Raw genomic sequence first — 20183 nt, 5'->3', positions numbered from 1 at the left:
TGAACGACGACGGCCCGGTCCCCTCGCGGGGGCCGGGCCGTCCTCGTCAGCCGGTGCGGCCGGTCAGGACCGGTTGCCGGGGGAGGACTTGCGGCTGGGCCTGCTGCGCAGCTCGTTGACGTAGTCGTCCGGGGCGCCCGCGGTCTCCGCGGCGTCGGCGATCACGCCCAGGTAGCGGGCCGACGGGTCCCCGCCCTCGTAGGCGTTCAGCACGTAGATGAACGCGAGGACGCTGCCGTCGAGGGTGGCGACCCGCAGCCGCAGCTTCTTGTGCATGCCCAGCTCGCCGCCCTCCCAGCGGTCGAGCTGGCGTTCGTCGTGCTCGGGGACGTCGTAGAGCACGACGAACACCTGCGAGCCCGGCTCCTCCACCACGGTGGAGAGCGCGCCCTCCCAGGTGTAGTCCTCGCCGCCGAACGTCAGCCGCCAGCCCTGGAGCCACCCGGTCCCGGCCATCGGCGAGTGCGGGGCGCGCTCCTTCATCTGCTCGGGGTCCATGTTCGACCCGTACGCGGCATACAGCGGCACGCGTGCAGGGTAATGGGGAGCCCGGCGGGGCCTCGACCCGCCCGGTCGTAACGATGGGACACGCGTACTGTGAGCCCCGTCGACGCCGGCGGGCGGGACCGCCTGCCGGTCCACCACCACCGACTTCTCCAGGGGGATCTCCCGTGACCCGCATCGTCATCATGGGCGGCGGACCGGCCGGTTACGAGGCCGCACTCGTCGCGGCACAGCACGGCAGCGAGGTGACCGTCGTCGAGCGGGACGGGATGGGCGGCGCCTGCGTCGTCTACGACTGCGTCCCCTCGAAGACCTTCATCTCCTCCGCGGCCGTCCGGGTCGACCTGCACCGTGCCGAGGACCTCGGCGTGCTGGTGGACCGCGGCAACTCCGCGGTCGACCTGCCCGCGGTCAACGAGCGGGTCAAGTCCCTCGCTCTCGCCCAGGCCGCCGACGTGCGGGCCCGGCTGGAGGACGAGGGCGTCCGGATCATCGCCGGCACCGCGCAGTTCGCCGGGCCCGCCGCGGCCCGCGCCGCGCACGAGGTGACCGCCACCCACGCCGACGGGACGGTCGAGGAGCTCGTCGCCGACGTCGTCCTCATCGCGACCGGGGCCACCCCGCGGGTGCTGGACTCCGCCCGCCCCGACGGCGACCGGATCCTGGACTGGCGCCAGCTCTACGACCTCGACGAGCTGCCCGAGCACCTGATCGTGATCGGGTCGGGCGTGACCGGCGCGGAGTTCTGCTCCGCCTACGTCGAGCTCGGGTGCCGGGTCAGCCTGGTCTCCAGCCGGGACCGGGTCCTCCCGCACGAGGACGCCGACGCCGCCGCCGTGCTCGAGGAGGTCTTCGCCGAGCGCGGCGTCGAGATCCTCGCCCACGCCCGCGCGGACTCGGTCGAGAACACCGGCGACGGCGTCCGCGTCACGCTGTCCGACGGCCGGGTCGTCGAGGGCTCGCACGCCCTCATGACCGTCGGGTCGATCCCGAACACCGCCGACCTCGGCCTGGAGAAGATCGGCATCGAGACCGACCGCGGCGGGTTCGTCCCCGTCGACAAGGTCTCGCGCACCTCCGAGCCGGGCGTCTACGCGGCCGGCGACTGCACCGGCGTGCTCATGCTCGCCTCGGTCGCGGCCATGCAGGGCCGGATCGCGATGTGGCACGCGCTGGGCGAGGGCGTGTCCCCGATCCGGCTGCGGACCGTCGCGGCGAACGTGTTCACCCGCCCCGAGATCGCGACCGTCGGGATCAGCCAGAACGCGATCGACTCCGGTGAGGTCCCGGCCCGCACGGTGATGCTGCCGCTGTCGACGAACCCGCGCGCCAAGATGCGCGGGTTGCGCCGCGGCTTCGTGAAGCTGTTCTGCCGCCCGGCGTCGGGCGTGGTCATCGGTGGTGTCGTGGTCGCCCCGGTCGCGAGCGAGCTGATCCTGCCGATCGCGATGGCGGTCCAGAACGGGCTCGGTGTGGACGACCTGGCCCACACCTTCTCGGTGTACCCGTCGCTGTCCGGGTCGATCACCGAGGCGGGCCGTCAGCTCATGCAGCACTCCGACCTGGACTGAACAGCTCCGCGAACCGGTCGCGCAGCTCGCCGTCGCCCGCGGGGGCGAGGGTGGACCACTCGGATCCGCCGTGCGCGCCGGTCCCGCGGGTCAGCCGGTAGCGCCCCCGCGGCGTGTCGACGACGGCGACGTGCCCCGGCAGCCGCGACGGGCTGCCCCAGCGGTCGTGCCGGACGGCACAGATCTGTGCCCGGTGCGCGGGCCCGGCGAGCAGCGGCGCGAGCCGGGCGCGCTGCTCGCTGTCCGTGCCGGGGTCGGTGTGCACGTCCGCGTCGAGGAGGCGGGCCAGCTCGGCGGTGGGCAGGGCCACGGCGGGCCCGGGCCCCGGCGCGCGCCGGGGCAGGGCCGACACCGCGGCGTGCGCCGGTGAGCCCGCCGCGGTAACGGTGACGGCTCCGCCGGTGTGGACGGCGAGGACGCCGTCGCCGTCGCGCTCGGCGGCGACCGCGCGCAGCGGCCCGTCGTCGAAACGGCCGCGCACCTCCAGGTGACGGTCGGGACGGGCGAGCAGGGCCAGCAGCCGTACCAGCGCGGGGTCGGGTCCGGCCGGACCGGCGAGGCCGCGGGCGCGCAGCCCGCCGACGCCGGCCGCCACGACCCGGCGTCGTTCCTCGCGGGTGCGCCCGGGGGAGGGCAGCCGCAGCGCCACCGGGGTGGGGCCGAGCCCCAGGTGCTCCCAGACGACGTCGAACTCGGCGCCGATGAGCACGAACGGCACCGACGGGGTCCAGGGCGCGGGCTCAGCCACGGCCCCTCCAGCGGGCGTCGGGGCGCAGGACGCCGGGGTCCGGTCGGGCATCGGGCTGCTCCGGGGGGTCGTCGGGGGCGGCGTGCTCGTCGGCGACGAGGCGCCAGGCCGGGGTGCGGGGGTCGGCGGGCGCGCCGACGGTCGCCGCGGCCGGGAGCGGGGCGGCCGGGACCGCGCCCACCGGTACCCCGGCGGGGGTGACGGCCGGCTCGCCCGGTGCCGGCGTCGGCGGCGGGGCGTGGCGGGCGTGTGTGACGGCGCCGTGGGGCGCCGGGCCGTCGGGGTGGGGAACGGCGAGGTCGCCGGTGGTGACGCCGTGGTGGACCGGGCTCCGGGGACCGTCGGGGCCTTCGGGGGCGGCACCGCCGCCCGCTCCGTCCGGGGACGGTCGGTCGCTCGTGGTCGCACCGGGAGCGGGGCCTGCGTGTGGCGCGGGACCGCCGTCGGGCGCGGTGTTCCCGGTGGCGCCGTCCGGGGCGGGGTCACCGGGCGTCGGCGGCGCCCCACCGTCGGCGGCCGGGGCGCCGCTGGGGGCGCGGGTGCCGCTGGTCGTCGCGTCGCCGGACGGCGGGCGGTGCTCGGCCCCGCTCGGCGGTCCGTCACCCGGCGCCTCCTGGGCGACACGGCCGGACGGTGTCCCGTGGCCGACCGCGTCGCCGGGCCGCGGGCCCTCAGCGGGGGTGGCGTCGCCGCCGGGGCGCGGGTGCCCGGGCGGCGTGCCGTCCCCGGCGGACCCGCGTCCGTCCCGGGCCTGCCGCTCCCGGCGGATCGTCGCGCCGACCAGGATCCCGGCCCCGCCGAGCGCCCCGCCCGCGAGCACCGCGGCGGTCACCGCGGTGCTGCCGCCGCCGGGGTCCGCGCCGCCGACGCCGTCCGGGACGCCCGCGCCCGCGGGGGACGCCGGACCGGCCGGGAGCTCACCGGTGCCGGGGCCGGTGTCCGTGCCGGGCGTGCCGGCGCGGGGGGCATCGGTCGCGGGAGCCGGCCCGGAGGAGGGCCCGCCGACGTCGATCGGCCGCGCCCCGGGCACCCCGGCCCGTCCGTTCCCGGTCAGCACCGCCGCGGTGATCCCGCCGAAGCCGATCCCCGCGAACACCGTCGTCCCCGTCCCGGCGCCGCCCGCCGGGTCCGGGGCCGGGTCCGCGTCGCCGCCGGGCGGGGCCCGCCGGGCGACGGGGCCGGCCGGGAGCTCACGGTGCCCTCGTGGGTGACGACCGGGGACGCACCCCACCCGGCCCACGGGGCACCGGTGACACGGGTGTCGTCGTCGTAACGGACCATCAGCTCCGCGGCCCGGCCGGCCGAGTTGCCCGCGGCGAGGTCGGCGGCCGCCCAGTCGTCGAGCAGGGCCGGGCCGGTGGGTGCGGTCTCGGGCGGCGTCGGCGCCGCGGCGGCAGGCATCCGGGCCCGGAGGTCCGCGGCGAGCCCGGCCTGGGCGGCCAGCGCGTCGGCGGTGCGGCCCGCGTCGGCGGCGGCGGAGACGACCCAGCCGTCCAGCGACGCGAACGCCGCGGTGACGCCGTCCGCGGTGCCGCCGGACCATCCTCCGGGCAGGTCACGGACCTGCCCGGACAGCTCGCGGTGGACGTCGGTGAGCGCGGCGGCGGCGTCGCGCCACGCCCGCTCCGCCCCGGCCGACGCCGCGGGGCCCGGACCGGCCGCCACCATCGCGACGATCTCGGCGTGGCTCAGTCCCGCCCAGCGCGGCGCGGTCACCGGGCACCCCGGTTCAGCGCGTCCGTCGTCGACTCCTCGGTGCGGGTGTAGGCACGCCCGGTGGCACCGGCGGCGTCGCGGGCCCGCAGCAGCTCCGCGTGCAGGGTGCGCAGCCGGCCGATCGCGGCGTCGGGGCCGTCCGCGGCGTGGACGGCGTAGCGGGCGGCGGCCTCGGCGCTGGCCGGATCCCCCAGCCACGGCTCGACCCGGCGGGCGTCGGCGTCGAGGGTGCGGAGCGCGACGGCCAGCCGGGACGCGGCCCGGTCGAGCGCCTCCGCCGCCCCGGCCGGGGCGGCCGGGTCGACACGCAGGTCCGGGTGGATGTCGGGCACGTCGGCCTCCGGTGCGGACGGGCGGATCACGGACGGGCGCACGCTAGGCCCGCACCGGCCGTCGCCGCGGCGGTTCGCCGCGGAACGGTCGCGATCGCGAAGCCCGCACACGACGACACCCCCGTCCGCACCGGTGGTCACCGGCGCGGACGGGGGTGTGTGTCGCGGTCAGGCCGCCGTCACCTCGGCCGGCTCCGGGACCTCGACCGGGGCGCACCCGCGCAGCGGGCACGGCGGTGGGGCCCAGGACCGGGGCGTCCCGCCGAGGGCGGGAACGGTCCCCGCGAACGGCCACCGGCCTGCGAAACGCTGCAGGTACCAGTAGACGAACAGGTGGTCCGGTTCCTCCGGGTCGGAGACGAACAGCGCACGCTCGCCCAGGTCGGTGACCCAGGCTGCGTAGTCGTTCGCCACCTGCCCCGGTGGGCGCGAGGCCCGCCGGGTCAGGAGCCAGTCCTCCGCCCGGGTGCGCCAGGTCGCCAGCGCGGTCGGGTGCAGGGTGGCCCCCGGGAGCTCCCGGAGGTTGGCGGTGAAGGTGCCGATCAGGACCCCGTCCGCGCCGTACGCGGAGGAGGCCAGGGTGAGCAGGGAGTGCGGGCCCGGGATCGGGCCGTCGGTGTGGACGTGCGTCGTGACATGGAACGTCGTCGGCGCGATGTCGAGCTCTGGGGGCATGACGGATCCTGTGACGTCTCGGTCGAACTGGGACGGCTCACGGCGCGGCAGGGCCTGCGTGGTGAGCGGATCCGCGGCGCGGTACTCCGCGTGGCGGTAGTTCCGGGCCCCGTGGATCGGGCACACGGGTCGGCTGTGGAGTTGTGACGTTGCGTGCCGCGGGCGCCGGACGGCGTGCGCGACACGCCGGGAACGCTAGAACGGCGCGACGTGCCGGTCAACGGGCGGTGACCCGGTCGGCACTTCGCGTTCCGCGGAACGCGGCTGTCGACGTGCGGGCGACGGGGCCGGGCGGACCGCCTCAGCCCTCGCCCGCCAACCGCCCCAGCACGACGACGTCGACCCGCTCGCCGTCGACGGTCCACGCCTCCCGCAGCCGCCCCTCCGGCACGAACCCCAGCGCCGCGGCGACGGCGGCCGAGGCCCGGTTCGGCTCGGCGTGCATCCAGGTGACGCGGTGCAACCCGAGCCCGCCGAAGGCGAAGCGCACGACCGCCCCGGCCGCGGTGCGGGCCAGGCCGCGTCCGCGGGCGCCGGGCAACGTCCAGCAGCGCAGCTCGGCGGTGCCGTGGGCGATGTCCAGGTGCTCCAGGGTGATCTCGCCGAGCATCTCCCCGGTCGTCGGCTCGGCGACGGACCAGGCACAGCGGGTGCCGCGGGCCCAGCCGTCGATCCGGTCCGCGACGTGCGCGGTCACCTGCTCGTCGAAGTCCGGGGCGGCCGGGTCCGGACGGTTGCGCCAGCGCCGGATCTCCGGGTCCCGGCAGGACGCGGCGACGGCCGGGCGGTCGTCCACCCGGCCGTCGTGCCGTGGTCCGCGCAGGTACCACGTCCCGGCGTTGATCTCGACCGGGTCGAGCACCGGGCCGGTAGCGGGGACGGGCACCTGGTCCAGGGGACTCAGTCCTTGATCTCGCAGATGACGGTGCCCTGGGTGACCGAGGCGCCCTGCTCCGCGTCCAGGCCGGTCACGGTGCCGGCCTTGGTCGCGGTGACCGGGTTCTCCATCTTCATCGCCTCGAGGACGACGATCAGGTCACCCACCTCGACGGTGTCGCCCTCGGAGACTGCGACCTTGATGATCGTGCCCTGCATCGGCGCGGTGACGGCGTCGCCGGAGGCCTTCGCCCCGCCGCCGCCCTTGCCGCCGCGCTTGCGCGGGGCCGCCTTGGCCGCGCCGCCGCCGTTGCCGTTGCCGCCGCCGCCGAGGGCGAGGTCACCGGGCAGCGAGACCTCCAGGCGTCGCCCGCCGACCTCGACGACGACGGTCTGCCGCTCGCCGGACTCGTCCTCGGCACCCGCGCCGCCCTCGAACGGCGGGACGGTGTTGTCCCACTCGGTCTCGATCCAGCGGGTGTGCACGGTGAAGTCCTCGAGGGTCTCGGCGGCGTAGGCCGGGTCCTCGACGACGAGACGGTGGAACTCGAGCACGGTCGCCATGCCCTCGACCGTGAACTCGCCCAGTGCGCGACGGGCCCGCTGCAGCGCCTGCTGCCGGTCGCTGCCCCACACGATCAGCTTGGCCAGCAGCGAGTCGAACTGCCCCCCGATGACCGAGCCGTCCTCGACGCCCGCGTCCATCCGGACGCCCGGGCCGGCCGGGTACCAGATCCGCTCGACGGTGCCCGGCGCCGGCAGGAAGTTGCGCCCGGCGTCCTCGCCGTTGATGCGGAACTCGATCGCGTGCCCGCGCGGCTGCGGGTCGTCGTCGAAGTCCAGCTCGTGGCCCTCGGCGATCCGGAACATCTGGCGGACCAGGTCGATCCCGGTGGTCTCCTCCGAGACCGGGTGCTCGACCTGCAGACGGGTGTTGACCTCGAGGAAGGTGATCATGCCGTCCTGGCCGACCAGGAACTCGACGGTCCCGGCGCCGTAGTAGCCGGCCTCCTTGCAGATCGCCTTCGAGGCGTCGTACAGGGTCTTCTTCTGCTCGTCGCTCAGGAACGGCGCGGGCGCCTCCTCGACGAGCTTCTGGAAGCGGCGCTGCAGCGAGCAGTCCCGCGTCCCGACGACGACGACGTTCCCGTGCTGGTCGGCCAGCACCTGGGTCTCGACGTGTCGCGGCTTGTCCAGGTAGCGCTCGACGAAGCACTCGCCGCGGCCGAACGCCGCGGTGGCCTCACGGACCGCGGACTCGTACAGCTCGGCGATCTCGGAGCGCTCGCGGGCGACCTTCATGCCGCGCCCGCCACCGCCGAAGGCGGCCTTGATCGCGACCGGCAGGCCGTGCTCGTCGGCGAAGGCGATGACCTCGTCCGCGTCCTTGACCGGGTCCTTCGTCCCCGGCACCAGCGGGGCGCCGGCCTTCAGGGCGATGTGACGCGCGGTCACCTTGTCGCCGAGATCGCGGATCGACTGCGGCGACGGGCCGATCCAGGTGAGGTCGGCGTCGATCACGGCCTGGGCGAAGTCGGCGTTCTCCGACAGGAAGCCGTAGCCGGGGTGGATCGCGTCGGCACCGGCCTGCTTCGCGGCACCGATGACCTTCTCGATGTCGAGGTAGGACTCGGCGGCGGTCGAGCCGCCCAGCGCGAAGGCCTCGTCGGCGAGCCGCACGAACATCGCGTCCCGGTCCGGGTCCGCGTAGACGGCGACGCTCTGAAGTCCCGCGTCCTTCGCTGCTCGGATCACGCGGACGGCGATCTCTCCCCGGTTGGCGACGAGCACTTTGCGCAGTGCGGGCACGGTCGAACTCCTCCGGTCACGGCGCCGGCCCGATGCTCCGGCGCAGGGTTAGGCGGAGTGTAAGAGCAGAGCCGCCGGAAGTTACCGGCGGGGAATGTGGCGATGGCAACGTCGTCACCCGTCCGAGGGCCCCGACCTCGACCCCGATCGCTCCGGTCGTGACCGGTACCACCATCGGGACAGGCGGTTCCGGGGGCGCGGGGCGGTGCGTCCGTCGTAGTGCAGCGCCGCCTCGCGTGCGGCCAGCTCGCGCCGTGCGCCCGCACCGAGCCGCCCGGCGGCCGCGAGCTCGCGGGCCAGGTCCCAGCCCTCCCGCTCCGGGCCGTAGGGGGCGACGCCCTCGAAGCGGGCGCCGAACCGGGCCTGCCAGTCCGCCCCGGCGTCGGCGGCGAGCAGCGGCCACGCCGCGGCGGCGAGCCCGGCCCGCTTGCGCAGCAGCGCCGCCCGGGTCGCGGCCAGGCGCGCCGCGTCGAACCCGGCCGGGTCCGTCCCGCCGGCGACGAGCGCCGCCACCAGCTCGGCCTGTCGTCGCGCGAGCCCGTCGCTCACGTCGGGCCCGGCCCGTCCGCGGCGGGCGCCGCCACCGGCCCGGCCCCGTGCCCGGCGCCCGCACCCGCCCGGCACGGCGCCGCGTGCCCGGCGGCGGCCGCGACGGCGTCCAGCTCCGCGCGCAGCACCGCGGCGGGCGGGTAGCGGCCGTCGCGTTCCAGCATCACCGGTGGCGGCACCGGCAGCTGGGCGACGGTGTGGGTCAGCAGCGCCAGCACCGCGTCCGGGACGGGGTCGGTGTGGGTGTCGTGCAGCAGTCCCGCCGCGTCGGCGGCATGCCCGGCGACGTGGCAGTAGGCCACCGCCCCGGACGGCAGCCCGGCGAGCAGCGCGTCGACGTCCGCCCGCGGGTCACGGCCCCGGTTGCGGGCGTTGACGAACACGTTCGCGACGTCCAGGAGCAGCGGCGCCCCGGTCCGGTCGTGCAGCCGGTGCAGGAAGCCCGCCTCGTCGAACTCGTCGTCGGGCCAGTCGAACAGGGCCGCGATCGGCTCCAGCGCCAGCGGGACGTCCAGCTCCGCGCGGGTCGCCGTCACGTTGGCGACGAGCACGTCGAGCGCCTCGCGGGTGCGGGGCAGCGGCAGCAGGTGCCCCGCCTCGATCCCGCCGGCCCGGGTGAACGCGATGTGCTCGCTGACCAGCGCCGCACACGTCGCCGCGGCACAGGCCGCGAGGTGGGCGACCCGCCCCGGGTCGACGCCCTCGGGCGAGCCGGGCGACAGCCGCACCCCGTGCACGACGACCGGCCTGCGCAGCAGCGACGCCGGCACCGCGTCCGGGCGCAGCGGCTCGGCGATGACCTCGTGGAACGCGAGACCGTCGACGTCGTCGAGAACGGCGGCGATTCCGCTGCGCCAGCCGACCCCGGTCCCGCCCGGGACACCCGTCATGTCGCCACCTCCGCCCGTACGAGCCCGTCCCCGCAGCTTCACACCCCCCACGGTGCAGCTGCGGGGACGGCAGATCCGGTTCCCCGCGCGGGCTCAGCCGCCGCAGCCGCCTCCGCCACAACCCCCGCCGCCTCCGCCGCAGCTGCTCCCGCCGCTGTCACCGCCGGACCAGCCGACCACGCCACCGCCGTCGGAGGAGCCGCCCCCGGTCGCGGCGGGCGCCCCACCGAGCGTGGCGAGCTTCTGCGCGGCGAGCTCCTCGGCGAAGGCGGGCTCGGCGGCCAGCATCGCGCCGACCCCGAACGCGCCGACCGACAGCGCGGCCGCGGCGGGCCCGACGGCAGTCCAGTCCGGCCGCATCGACGGCGACAGCGCGTCGTTCCGGGACCGGACGACGGCGAGCGCGGCGTCCCCGGCCCGGGTCCGGTCGGGCACCCGCGTCGCGAGCACCGTGGCGAACACCGCGGTGGCGGCGACGAGCGCGAACAGGAACCCGACCGGGCGCCCACCGCCCAGACCGGCGGCGATCCGTACCGCACCGGCGAGGGCGAGCACCCCGACCGGCCAGGCGGTCGCCCGGTAGCGGACCCGGTCGGACGGGGACAGCAGCAGCCCCGCGGTCTCCAGCCGCTGCGCGGCCCGGGCCAGCTCGGTGCGGACCGGCTCGTGGGTGCCCAGCATCCGGCCCGGGGTCAGCCGCTGCGCGGAGCGGTGGATCGCCCGCTGCAGCGCCGACGCGCCGTGCCCGGGGACCCGGCCCGCCCGCACCTGGCCCGTGGTGCGGCCGGAGGTGACCAGGCTGCCGTCGACGTGCATGGCAGACAGGGCCGCGTACACGGCCAGCTCGGGGCCGCCGTTGAGGTACGCGACGTCCTCGGGTCTGCTGTCGAGGGTGCGGACGCCGCGCGGATCCCCCTGCGCGATCGTCCGCCGCCGGCGCAGCACGATCCCGGAGACCAGGACCAGCGCGACGACGTAGGCGACCAGGAAGGTCTGACCCGGGATGCCCCAGGTGTCCCCGGTGAGGTTCGTGCCCATCTCCACCACCCCCTGCGCTGAGCGACACTTCGTCGTTCGAAGCAGTGTGCGCCCGCTCACCCCGACCGGGTGACCGATTTGAGGTGGACTTGAGGAAGGAGCGCGGACGACGACAGCCGGGGTCACCGACGGTGACCCCGGCTGTCGCGGGAGTGAGTGTGCGGGCTCAGGCGGTCGCGGCCCGCACCTGGTTCTTGATGCGCGCCAGCATCGCCGCGATGCCGCGCAGCCGCAGCGGGCTGACGGCCTCGGCGAGGCCGAGGTCGGTGTAGAAGTCGTCCGGCACGGCCAGCACCGCCGCGGCGGGCTGCCCGTCCAGCCCGGTCACCATGATCGAGGCGAACCCGCGGGTGGTCGGCGCCTCCTTCGGTGCGGAGAAGAACAGGTGCACCGGCCGCTCACCGCCGTCCTCCACCTCGACGGCGAGGAACAGCGGCGACTGGCACTCGTGGACCTGCTCCATGGTGTCCGCGCTGTCGGCGTAGCGCTCGGGCAGGTCCGGCAGCTCCTGGGACAGCTCCAGCAGCAGCTGGAGACGGTCCTTCGGGCCGACCGCGGCGAAGTCGTCGACCAGCTCGGCGAGATCGGGGGGCAGGGTGCCCGGGTCGGTGGAGCTCACGCGGACCCGCGCTCCTCGCCCTGCACGATCGGCACGCGCACGGCGTTGCCCCACTCGGTCCAGCTGCCGTCGTAGTTGCGGACCCGGTCGAAGCCCAGCAGGTACGTCAGCACGAACCAGGTGTGGCTGGAACGCTCGCCGATCCGGCAGTAGGCGACGACGTCGTCCGAGGCCGACAGCCCCTGCTCCTGCTCGTAGATCGCGGACAGCTCGGCACGGCTCCGGAAGGACCCGTCCTCGGCGGCGGCGCGGGCCCACGGGACGCTCGCGGCGCCCGGGATGTGCCCGCCGCGGACCGCGCCCTCCTGCGGGTAGTCGGGCATGTGCAGCTTCTCGCCGGTGTACTCCTGCGGGGACCGCACGTCGACCAGCGGCCTGCCCAGGTGGGCGAGGACGTCGTCCTTGAAGGCGCGGATGCCGGAGTCGTCGCGCTCGACGACCGGGTAGTCGGCCCGGGCCGGGGTGGGCGCGTCGGTGACCATCTCGCGGCCCTCGGCGACCCACTTGGACCGGCCGCCGTCGAGCAGCCGCACGTCGGTGTGGCCGAACAGGGAGAACACCCACAGCGCGTAGGCGGCCCACCAGTTGTTCCGGTCCCCGTAGACGACGATCGTGGTGTCCCGGCCGATGCCACGCTCGGACATGATCTCGGCGAAGCGGGTGCCGTCGACGTAGTCACGGGTGACCGGGTCGTTGAGCTCGGTGTGCCAGTCGACCTTCACCGCGCCGGGGATGTGCCCGGTGTCGTAGAGCAGGACGTCCTCGTCCGACTCCACGACCACCAGACCGGGGTCCTTCAGGTGCTCCGCCAGCCAGGCGGTGGTGACCAGGCGCTCGGGGTGCGCGTATTCGGCGAGCTTCGGGTCGGGGTCGTGTCCGACAGTCATGGCCGCAGGGTAACCGCGTGCCCCGACACCCACACGGCGGTCAGGACCGTGGCGTCCACAGATCGACCACCGACACCCCGACCGCGCCCAGCAGGCGGCGCAGCAGCGGCAGGCTGATCCCGATCACGTTGGACGGGTCGCCGTCGATGCCCTCGACGAACCAGCCGCCCAGCCCGTCCAGGGTGAACGCGCCCGCGACCTCCAGCGGCTCGCCGGTGGCGAGGTAGGCGTCCAGCTCGGCGTCGGTCGGCTCGGCGAAGCGCACCCCGGTCCCGGCGTGCCCCTCGGCCTCCTGCGCGACCGCTCCGCCGGCCAGGCGCAGCACGGCGTGCCCGGTCAGCAGCTCGCCGGTACGCCCGGCCATGGCCTTCCAGCGGCGCCGCGCGGTCTCCGCGTCGTGCGGCTTGCCGACCAGCTCACCGTCGACGAGCAGCATGGAGTCGCAGCCCACGACGACGCCGTCACCGGTCAGCCGGCCGGCGACGGCGGCGGCCTTGGCCGCGGCCAGCAGCGTCACCTTGCGCGCGGGGTCGGCGTCGGGGTGCGCGGCGAGCAGGGCGTCCTCGTCGACGTTGGAGACCTCCACGGCGGGGTCGGCCCCGGCGGCGCGCAGGACCGACAGGCGGGCGGGGGAGGCGGAGGCGAGAACCAGGCGCACGACGTCGGACGCTACCGGCCCGCCACGGCGGAGCCGTGGTCCGCCACCGCGTCGGTGGTCCGGTCCGGCCCGGCGACGCGGTGCAGGCGCAGCGCCAGGTGCAGGTGGAAGCGGCCCTCGGGGGTGCGCCAGTCCGGTCCGAGCAGGTCGTCGACGCGTTCGAGGCGTTGGCGCACGGTGTTCGGGTGCACCGACAGCGCGTCGGCGGCCGGGGCGAGCAGCTCGCCCGCGGCGAACCAGTGCCACAGCGTCTCGGCCAGCCGGGTGCGCCGGCGCCGGTCGTAGTCGAGGACCGGGCCGAGGTGGCGCCCGACGATCTCCCGCGACGTGGTGCCGGTCCGGTCCCGGATCACCGCGCCGACCGCGCCGAGCGAGGCGAAGTCCGCGTGCCCGGTGGTGCGGCCCAGGGCACGGGCCGCCGCGGCGACGTCGGCGGCCTCGGTGTGCGCGCGGCGCAGGTCCGACGGCCCGCCCGAGGGGCTGTGCGCGGCGCCGACGAGCGACGGCGTCCCGGCCGCGGCGAGCCCCTCGGCGACGAGCGGTGCCGCCCCGGTCCCCGCGGGGCCGGGGCCGGTCGTCCCGGCGGCGATCACGCACACGTGCCCGTCGTGCACCGACACCAGCCAGCGGCCCGCCCCGTCGAGCCCCCGGACCGCCCGCGCCGCGGTCACCGCACCGGCCGGGTCGACGTCGACGACCAGCACCGTCGCCGGGGCGTCGGGGGAGAGGCCGTACTGCGCGAGCCGGGTCCCCAGCGTCGGCCGTGGCGGGACCCGGCTGTCGACGAGCTCCTCGACCAGGGTCGTCTGGGCGGTCTCGTCGGCCTGGGCCAGTGCCCGCTCGACCAGCAGCGCGACCGTCATGAACGCCGAGGCGTGCGCCAGCCGGGCGACGGCGTCGTCGTCGGCGCCCTCCATGACCAGGGTCGCCAGGTGCTCCCCCGCCGTGGTGATCGCGAGCAGCGCGTAGGTCCCGCCGCCGGGCAGGTGCGCGATCGCGACCCCACCGGCCTGCTGGGAGGTGCGGACCGCCGACCGCAGCCGCCACCCGGCCAGCTCCTCGGGGGTGAGCAGCCGTCGTCCCGTGCGCAGCGCCCCGGACGGGTCGTGCAGCGAGAGCGGGTGCCCGACGGACTCGGCGAGCACGGCGAACACCCCGGCCGCCTCGGCGGTGGAGCCGGCCATCGCCCCCATGAGGCGTTCGTCGAGGTGCAGGAGGTGTTCCAGGCGCAGCCGGGCGCCGGGGTCGGAACCGTCGTCGCGGGTGGTGCGCAGGCGCCGGATCTCCTCGCCGCGCCGGGTCTGCTCCAGCGCGACGGCGGCCTGCACGGCCATGTGCTCCAGCGCGGTCCGGGCGGCCGGGCCGAGGGTGCGGGGTCCGCGGTGGGCCACGAGCAGCGCTCCCACGACCCGCCCGCCCAGGCGCATCGGGGCGCCGGCGATGGCCCGCACCCCCTCACCGCGCACGATCGTGTCGATCCCCGACAGGTGGTTGAGCGCGCGGTCGGCCAGGTAGTCCGCGGTGGCGACCGTGCCCGCGCCGGCCGCCGCCCGCCCCAGCACACCGGTGCCGAACGGCATCCGGATCGCGCGGTACTCCGGCGTGCGGACACCGTCGGTCAGCTCGATGTAGGTCGTACCGGAGTGCAGGTCGTTGAGGCTGAAGTAGGCCATGTCCGCGCCGAGCAGCGCCCGGGTGCGGCGCAGAACGGCGCCGAGCATGACGTCGCGGTCGCCGACGTTCGCGAGGTCCAGCGCGGTCTGCCCGACGGCCTGGAGGATCGCGTCCTGGCTGGGCTCGGGGAACGGCGGAGCCGGCTTCATGCGCCCGACCCTATGTCTGTCCGCGCCATGTCCTGCGATCAAGACAGGCGCATACGACCATGGACGTCCGCCCCGGGCTTCCCGAGACTGGCCCGGCGACCAACTGCCAGAACCCTCCAGCGACGAAGGGAATCCTCATGGCCACGGCTAACAAGCTCAGCGTCATCCCCTGCGGGGCGATGCACGCCAATCTCCCGTTCCTGCTCCTCAAGCCCGGTGTCAGCATCAAGCCACGGTCCGAGAAGGACGCCCCGATCGACTGGGTGGAGGTGCCCACGCACTGCGTCCTCGTCGAGACCGACGAGGGCAAGCTGCTGTGGGACACCAGCTGTCCGTCGGACTGGGAGACGCGCTGGGCGCCGACCGGTCTGCAGGAGTTCTTCCCCTACGACCAGGTCGCCGACGACGAGTACCTGGACAAGCAGCTGCACAAGATGGGCGTCGGGCTCGACGAGATCGACTACGTCGTCCTCTCGCACCTGCACTTCGACCACGCGGGCAACGCCCAGATGTTCAAGAACACCAACGCGAAGATGATCTGCTCGGACAAGGAGAAGGAGTTCGCGCTCGGCTTCGAGGGCCCGTTCAACGGCGCCCACCTCAAGGCCGACTACGAGGGCATCGACTGGGAGATCGTCTCCGGCGACGTCGAGCTGCTCCCCGGCGTCAGCATGATCCAGACCCCGGGACACACCCCCGGCTGCATGTCGATGCGTGTCGACCTCCCCGACACCGGCACGATGATCTTCACCTCGGACGCGGTCTACATGGGAGAGAGCTACGGCCCGCCCGCCGCGCCCGCCGCGATCGTCAACAACCTCGAGGACTGGTTCTCCTCGGTGGAGAAGCTGCGCGGCATCCAGGAGCAGACGAACGCGCAGATGGTGTTCGGCCACGACGCCGAGCAGATCCACCAGCTGCGCAAGGCACCGGAGGGGTCGTACACCTGATGACGTTCGAGGTTCCCGAGTACACCGAGGAGACGATCTTCACCTGGGGTGCGCCGCCGCTGAAGTTCGGCGCGGGCGCGATCGACGAGGTCGGCTTCGAGCTGTCGGCCTACGACGTGTCCCGGGTCCTGATCGTGACCGACCCGGGGGTGAACGCGCTCGGCGCGCCGCAGCGCCTGGCCGACAACCTGTCCCGCTACGGCATCGAGTCCGAGATCTTCGACGGCGTGCACGTCGAGCCGACCGACGACTCGATGAACAAGGCGACCGAGTACGCCCGCGCGCAGGGTCCGTGGGACGGCTTCGTCGCCGTCGGGGGCGGGTCGGCGATCGACACCGCCAAGGCCATCAACCTGCTCACCAGCCACCCCGGCGAGCTGATGGACTACATCAACAAGCCGATCGGCGGCGCGAAGGTGCCGCCCGGGCAGCTCAAGCCGCTGATCGCCGTCCCGACGACGGCGGGCACCGGCTCGGAGTCCACCGCGATGTGCGTGCTGGACATCCTGTCCATGAAGGTCAAGACCGGGATCAGCCACTGGCGGCTGCGCCCGACCCTGGCCGTCATCGACCCGCTGCTGACGATGACGCTGCCGCCGCAGGTCACCGCGGCGGCCGGGATGGACATCACCTGCCACGCGCTGGAGAGCTACACGGCGCGGTACTACACCACCTTCGACCGCAAGAAGCCCGAGGAGCGGGTCACCTACTGCGGCTCCAACCCGGTCTCGGACCTGTGGTGCGAGAAGGCGATGTCACTGCTCGCGAAGTCGTTCCGGGCCGCCGTCGAGCGCGGCGCCGAGGACGTCGAGGCCCGCTCGGACATGATGATGGCCGCGACCTTCGCGGGCATGGGGTTCGGCAACTCCGGCGTGCACATCCCGCACGCCAACGCCTACCCGATCGCGGGCATGGTCAAGGACTACCGGCCGCAGGGCTACCCGCAGGACGAGGCGATGGTGCCGCACGGGGAGTCGGTGTCGCTGACCGCGCCCGAGGCGTTCCGGTTCTCCTTCGACTCCGCGCCGGAGCGGCACCTGCGGGCGGCGGAGCTGATGGACCCGCGGGCGGACAAGGTGAACGACCCGCGCGAGCAGCTGCCCGGGGTCCTGACCCGGCTGATGCGCGACATCGGCATCCCGAACGGCATCGGCGGCGTCGGCTACACCGAGGCCGACGTGCCGGACCTGGTCCCCGGGACGATGAAGCAGCAGCGGCTGCTCGCGACCTGCCCGCGGACCCCGACCGAGGACGACATCGCCGACATCCTCACGAAGTCCGTCGAGAACTGGTGACCGTCGCGGCCGGTGGTCCTCCGGGGCCGCCGGCCGCCCCGATCGAAGGCGGCACGATGCCGATCTACGTCTTCCGCTGCGGGTGCGGAGCCCGCTTCGAGCACCTCGCGTCCATGTCGGACGCGGCCACCCCGCCCTGCCCGCTCTGCGGGGACGGCGCGACGACCAAGGTCCCCGCCGGGTTCGCGCTCGGCGGCCAGGCCAGCCCCGGCCTGTCCAAGGACGAGATGCCCCAGACCTGGCGCGGGGTCTACAACGGGAACTCCGAGTACATCGACTCGATGCGCCGGACCTGGGACCAGCGACGCAGGCTGGAGGAGAAGTACCCGGAGATCGCCGGGGACCAGCGGCCGATCCTGGCGCACGAGGGCAAGTACCACGACGCCCCGCTGCGGGCCGGTGACATCCAGCTGGGCGGCACCGCCCCCCTGCCCGGCGCGGGCGTGGCGGCCAAGCAGGGCCACGGCCACGGCCACGGACACGGTTATGGCCACGGGCACGGGCACACCCCCACGCCCGCTCCCAGCCCGAAACCCCCCACCGCCGACTGAGCCGCGGGGTCCCGGCCGGATCGACACCTCGTCACCGCCGACCCGCCCCGCCGTGTCCACGACACCGGCAGCCGGGTGTGCGTGGCGACCGGTGACGGGGTGCGGCGACCCGCGCGGCGGGTGCCGGGCGACGCTACGGGTCGCCGCGGCGCTCGCCGGACGCTGTGGGGCCGCCTGGCCGGCGTCAGCGGCCGGCCAGGCCGTGGCGGTAGGCGTAGCCGACGGCCTGGGCGCGGTCGCGCAGCCCGGTCTTGGCGAACAGGTGGTTGACGTGGGTCTTCACCGTCGCCTCTCCGACAACCAGGCGCCGGGCGATCTCGGTGTTGGACAGCCCCTCGGCGATCAGGCCGAGGACCTCGACCTCGCGCGGGGTCAGCCCGTCCGGCGGGTCGACCGGTGCCGCCGGGACGGTCGACGCGCGGGCGGCGACCAGCCGGGACAGCACGCCGGCATCCACGGTGGACACACCGTCGGCGGCCGAGCGCAGGGCCCGGCCGATGGCCTCGGCGTCGGCGTCCTTGGACAGCCAGCCCGAGGCGCCCGCGGCGATCGCGTCGACCACGGCGTCGTCGTCGACGTAGGTGGTGAGCACGACGACGGCGGTGCCGGGGTGTCCGTCGCGGACCCGGCGGGTCGCCGAGACCCCGTCGCCCGCGGGCATCCGCAGGTCGGTGAGCAGCACGTCCGGCGCCAGCTCGGCGACCCGGGCGACCGCCTCGTCGCCGCCGCACGCGGTGCCGACGACCTCGATGCCGTCGAGCAGGCCCAGGACGGTGGCGAGGCCGTCGCGCACGATCCGCTGGTCGTCGGCCAGCACCACCCGCAGGTCGCTCACGTCGTGATCCTCTCGCGGTCCGGGGAGCGGGCGGGCAGCCGGAGCCGGACCCGCCAGCCGTCGGGGGTGGGGCCGGTCCGCAGCTCGGCGCCGACGAGCGCCGCCCGCTCGGCCATCCCGGCCAGGCCGGAGCCCTCGCCGTCGCCGGGCGGTGGCGGGGCCCCCGCGACGTCGACGACCTCCAGCTCGGCGCCGTCGCCGTCGCGGCGCAGGTGCACCGTCACGGGGGCGCCGGGGGCGTGCTTGCGGGCGTTGGACAGCGCCTCCTGCGCGGTGCGCAGCACGGTCTCGCCCTCCCGCGCGCCGAGGCGCAGCCCGTCGGCGACCTCGACGGTCGCGTCCGGGTGCGCCCGGCCGAGCTCGCGCAGCTCCCCGGCGACGTCGACCGGCGCCGGTCCCTCGCGCAGCGCCCGCACGGCCCGGCGGGCCTCGGTGATCCCGTCGGAGGCGAGCCGCTGGGCCCGCTCGATCTGGGCGATGGTGTCCGGCGCGGCCCCGTCGCGCAGTGCCATCAGCCGGGCACCCTGCAGCTGGACGGCCAGCGCGGACAGCGAGTGGGCCAGCACGTCGTGCACGTCGCGGGCGACCCGGGCGCGGTCGGCGATGGCCTCGGCGCGGGCGTGCTCCTCGCGGGCCCTGGCGTCGGCGACGAGTGTCCGCTCGTGCTCCTCGATCCGGCGGGCGGAGTCGCGGCGGCCGATCCCGAACAGCACCATCGCGGTCAGCGCGGCGACCACCAGCAGCGCGTCCCACAGCGAGGTGTAGGGCCCGACGACGATCGTGGTGGCGGCGATGACCGGCACGTCGACGAACAGCGCGGTCCGGTACGGCAGCCGCAGCGCGGCCACGAACACCGCCATCATCGGGAAGGCCGCCGAGGTGGTCCAGCCGTCGGACCCGGCCAGCAGGGCGATCCCGCCCCCGGCGAGCGCGATGCTGGTCAGGATCGTCGCGACCGGCGGCATGCTCCGGTGGAGGGCGAAGACCACCCACCCGGCGACGGCCGGGACGAGCCCGGCGTAGAGCCAGGTCGGGGAGACCTGCTGGGCCGGCGACCAGAACAGCAGGAACAGCACGATCGGCAGCCACAGCAGCGACACCAGCCGCCGGGGCACCCCGAGCAGCGGCGACCGGTCGTGCTCGACGCGGCGGGCCGTGCGGGCGGCGGGCGTGCTCACCGTTTCACTCTGACACAGCGGCCGGGCCGGGCGGGACGCTCAGGCCGCCGCGCGGGCACGGCGTGCCTCGTCCGGCCGGACCGGCAGCCCGGCCGCGGTCACCCGGCGTCGCAGGACCAGGCTCTGGACCAGCAGGCTGCCGCCGAAGACCAGCGCCGACGACGTCGACAGCAGCAGTCCGGCACCGACGGCCCCGCCGAGCACCCCGGCGCCGACCCGCACACCGATGGTCAGCACCCAGGCGACCAGCAGCGCGGCCGAGCCGCTGCGGTAGGCCCACCCGTCGCGGGTGCCGAGGCGGAAGGCGTAGCCGCGCAGTACCCCGAGCCCGGCCGCCAGCACCAGCTCGGCGGCGAGCAGTGCCACCCCGGCCGCGGTGACCTCCGGGCGGGCCTGGGCGAGGGTGAGCACCCCGATGCCGATCGCGACGAACGGGAGCGTCACGTCGCGTCGCCCGCCGACGAACTGCCCGCGGAACTGCTTGTAGAGGACCAGGCCGACGATCGCGACCGTGATGACGAGTGAGGTGGCGTCCATGGGGAGAACGATCTCCCCGCGGGCCCGGTCGTCGCGTCGGCGCCGGGGTCGATCCCGGGTGGACCCGCACCCTCCACCCCCGGGTGGACCGCCGCCCCGGGGGCCGGACGCGACGACGCCCGGCCCCGGCGACGTGGTGTGC

At 75.6% G+C, this 20183-nt stretch carries 22 protein-coding genes; 4 read left to right on the top strand and 18 right to left on the bottom strand.

Annotation, left to right across the window (positions count from 1 at the left end):
- Positions 1–63: 63 nt before the first annotated feature.
- The gene (locus tag ZF1_RS22800; protein WP_208826265.1) at positions 64–528 is read right to left on the bottom strand and encodes a gamma-glutamylcyclotransferase family protein; all 465 of its coding nucleotides are present in this window, start codon (positions 526–528) and stop codon (positions 64–66) included.
- 143 nt (positions 529–671) lie between these two features.
- Here ZF1_RS22800 and ZF1_RS22795 point away from each other — a divergent pair, with 143 nt between their 5' ends.
- Positions 672–2075, top strand: coding sequence for an NAD(P)H-quinone dehydrogenase (locus ZF1_RS22795; protein WP_482638307.1), 1404 nt, complete (start codon positions 672–674; stop codon positions 2073–2075).
- On the opposite strand, the gene ZF1_RS22790 is transcribed toward ZF1_RS22795, so the two are convergent.
- From ZF1_RS22790 to ZF1_RS22725, 14 genes are all read right to left on the bottom strand, one after another.
- On the bottom strand, positions 2050–2823 hold the full coding sequence (locus tag ZF1_RS22790) for an ESX secretion-associated protein EspG (protein ID WP_482638306.1): 774 nt from the start codon (positions 2821–2823) through the stop codon (positions 2050–2052). The two genes, ZF1_RS22795 and ZF1_RS22790, sit on opposite strands and share 26 nt — an antisense overlap.
- Entirely contained in the window at positions 2816–3919 is a 1104-nt protein-coding gene (locus ZF1_RS22785; RefSeq protein ID WP_482638305.1) for a hypothetical protein, read from the bottom strand. Before ZF1_RS22785 ends, ZF1_RS22790 begins: the two co-directional genes overlap by 8 nt.
- Positions 3874–4539 carry a PPE domain-containing protein gene (locus ZF1_RS22780; RefSeq protein ID WP_482638304.1) on the bottom strand — a complete coding sequence of 222 codons (666 nt, stop codon included), beginning with the start codon at positions 4537–4539 and terminating at the stop codon, positions 3874–3876. Before ZF1_RS22780 ends, ZF1_RS22785 begins: the two co-directional genes overlap by 46 nt.
- Positions 4536–4901 carry a hypothetical protein gene (locus tag ZF1_RS22775; RefSeq protein WP_253069370.1) on the bottom strand — a complete coding sequence of 122 codons (366 nt, stop codon included), beginning with the start codon at positions 4899–4901 and terminating at the stop codon, positions 4536–4538. Before ZF1_RS22775 ends, ZF1_RS22780 begins: the two co-directional genes overlap by 4 nt.
- 138 nt (positions 4902–5039) lie before the next feature.
- Positions 5040–5546 carry a hypothetical protein gene (locus ZF1_RS22770; RefSeq protein ID WP_251784327.1) on the bottom strand — a complete coding sequence of 169 codons (507 nt, stop codon included), beginning with the start codon at positions 5544–5546 and terminating at the stop codon, positions 5040–5042.
- 301 nt (positions 5547–5847) lie between these two features.
- Positions 5848–6432, bottom strand: coding sequence for a GNAT family N-acetyltransferase (locus ZF1_RS22765; RefSeq protein WP_482638303.1), 585 nt, complete (start codon positions 6430–6432; stop codon positions 5848–5850).
- A 14-nt stretch (positions 6433–6446) separates the two neighbouring features.
- Positions 6447–8231: an acetyl/propionyl/methylcrotonyl-CoA carboxylase subunit alpha gene (locus ZF1_RS22760; protein WP_482638302.1), complete on the bottom strand. Its 1785-nt coding sequence runs from the start codon at positions 8229–8231 to the stop codon at positions 6447–6449.
- A 114-nt stretch (positions 8232–8345) separates the two neighbouring features.
- Positions 8346–8780 (bottom strand): SCO6045 C-terminal-like domain-containing protein, encoded by a 435-nt coding sequence (locus ZF1_RS22755; protein WP_482638301.1) that lies wholly within the window; start codon positions 8778–8780, stop codon positions 8346–8348.
- On the bottom strand, positions 8777–9670 hold the full coding sequence (locus ZF1_RS22750; RefSeq protein ID WP_482638300.1) for an MbnB/TglH/ChrH family RiPP precursor modification enzyme: 894 nt from the start codon (positions 9668–9670) through the stop codon (positions 8777–8779). Before ZF1_RS22750 ends, ZF1_RS22755 begins: the two co-directional genes overlap by 4 nt.
- A gap of 93 nt (positions 9671–9763) precedes the next feature.
- Positions 9764–10708: a TIGR04222 domain-containing membrane protein gene (locus tag ZF1_RS22745; protein WP_253069395.1), complete on the bottom strand. Its 945-nt coding sequence runs from the start codon at positions 10706–10708 to the stop codon at positions 9764–9766.
- Positions 10709–10874: 166 nt separating this feature from the next.
- The gene (locus ZF1_RS22740) at positions 10875–11327 is read right to left on the bottom strand and encodes a SufE family protein (protein ID WP_208821761.1); all 453 of its coding nucleotides are present in this window, start codon (positions 11325–11327) and stop codon (positions 10875–10877) included.
- Positions 11324–12214, bottom strand: coding sequence for a sulfurtransferase (locus ZF1_RS22735; RefSeq protein ID WP_482638299.1), 891 nt, complete (start codon positions 12212–12214; stop codon positions 11324–11326). Before ZF1_RS22735 ends, ZF1_RS22740 begins: the two co-directional genes overlap by 4 nt.
- Positions 12215–12254: 40 nt before the next feature.
- A complete protein-coding gene (locus ZF1_RS22730) occupies positions 12255–12872 on the bottom strand; it encodes a Maf family protein (RefSeq protein ID WP_482638298.1) in 618 nt (205 codons plus the stop codon).
- An 11-nt stretch (positions 12873–12883) separates the two neighbouring features.
- Positions 12884–14695: a helix-turn-helix domain-containing protein gene (locus tag ZF1_RS22725; RefSeq protein ID WP_482638297.1), complete on the bottom strand. Its 1812-nt coding sequence runs from the start codon at positions 14693–14695 to the stop codon at positions 12884–12886.
- 137 nt (positions 14696–14832) lie between these two features.
- Here ZF1_RS22725 and ZF1_RS22720 point away from each other — a divergent pair, with 137 nt between their 5' ends.
- Genes ZF1_RS22720 through ZF1_RS22710 form a run of 3 tightly spaced genes read left to right on the top strand, consistent with a single transcriptional unit; the run spans position 14833 to position 17491 of the window.
- Positions 14833–15645 (top strand): N-acyl homoserine lactonase family protein, encoded by an 813-nt coding sequence (locus ZF1_RS22720; protein WP_062397615.1) that lies wholly within the window; start codon positions 14833–14835, stop codon positions 15643–15645.
- Complete coding sequence (locus tag ZF1_RS22715) at positions 15645–16940, top strand: hydroxyacid-oxoacid transhydrogenase (protein WP_208821752.1); 1296 nt, start codon at positions 15645–15647, stop codon at positions 16938–16940. Before ZF1_RS22720 ends, ZF1_RS22715 begins: the two co-directional genes overlap by 1 nt.
- Before the next feature lie 56 nt (positions 16941–16996).
- The gene (locus tag ZF1_RS22710) at positions 16997–17491 is read left to right on the top strand and encodes an FmdB family zinc ribbon protein (RefSeq protein ID WP_482638296.1); all 495 of its coding nucleotides are present in this window, start codon (positions 16997–16999) and stop codon (positions 17489–17491) included.
- A 184-nt stretch (positions 17492–17675) separates the two neighbouring features.
- Here ZF1_RS22710 and ZF1_RS22705 read toward each other — a convergent pair whose 3' ends face one another.
- Genes ZF1_RS22705 through ZF1_RS22695 form a run of 3 tightly spaced genes read right to left on the bottom strand, consistent with a single transcriptional unit; the run spans position 17676 to position 20041 of the window.
- The gene (locus ZF1_RS22705) at positions 17676–18326 is read right to left on the bottom strand and encodes a response regulator (RefSeq protein ID WP_224401486.1); all 651 of its coding nucleotides are present in this window, start codon (positions 18324–18326) and stop codon (positions 17676–17678) included.
- Entirely contained in the window at positions 18323–19504 is a 1182-nt protein-coding gene (locus ZF1_RS22700; RefSeq protein WP_482638295.1) for a sensor histidine kinase, read from the bottom strand. The genes ZF1_RS22705 and ZF1_RS22700 overlap by 4 nt, the downstream gene beginning before the upstream one ends.
- A 39-nt stretch (positions 19505–19543) precedes the next feature.
- Complete coding sequence (locus ZF1_RS22695; RefSeq protein ID WP_482638294.1) at positions 19544–20041, bottom strand: hypothetical protein; 498 nt, start codon at positions 20039–20041, stop codon at positions 19544–19546.
- Positions 20042–20183: the final 142 nt, after the last annotated feature.

It is taken from the genome of Pseudonocardia sp. ZF1 (genome assembly GCF_056835605.1).
This window is presented reverse-complemented; position numbering and strand designations above follow the sequence as displayed.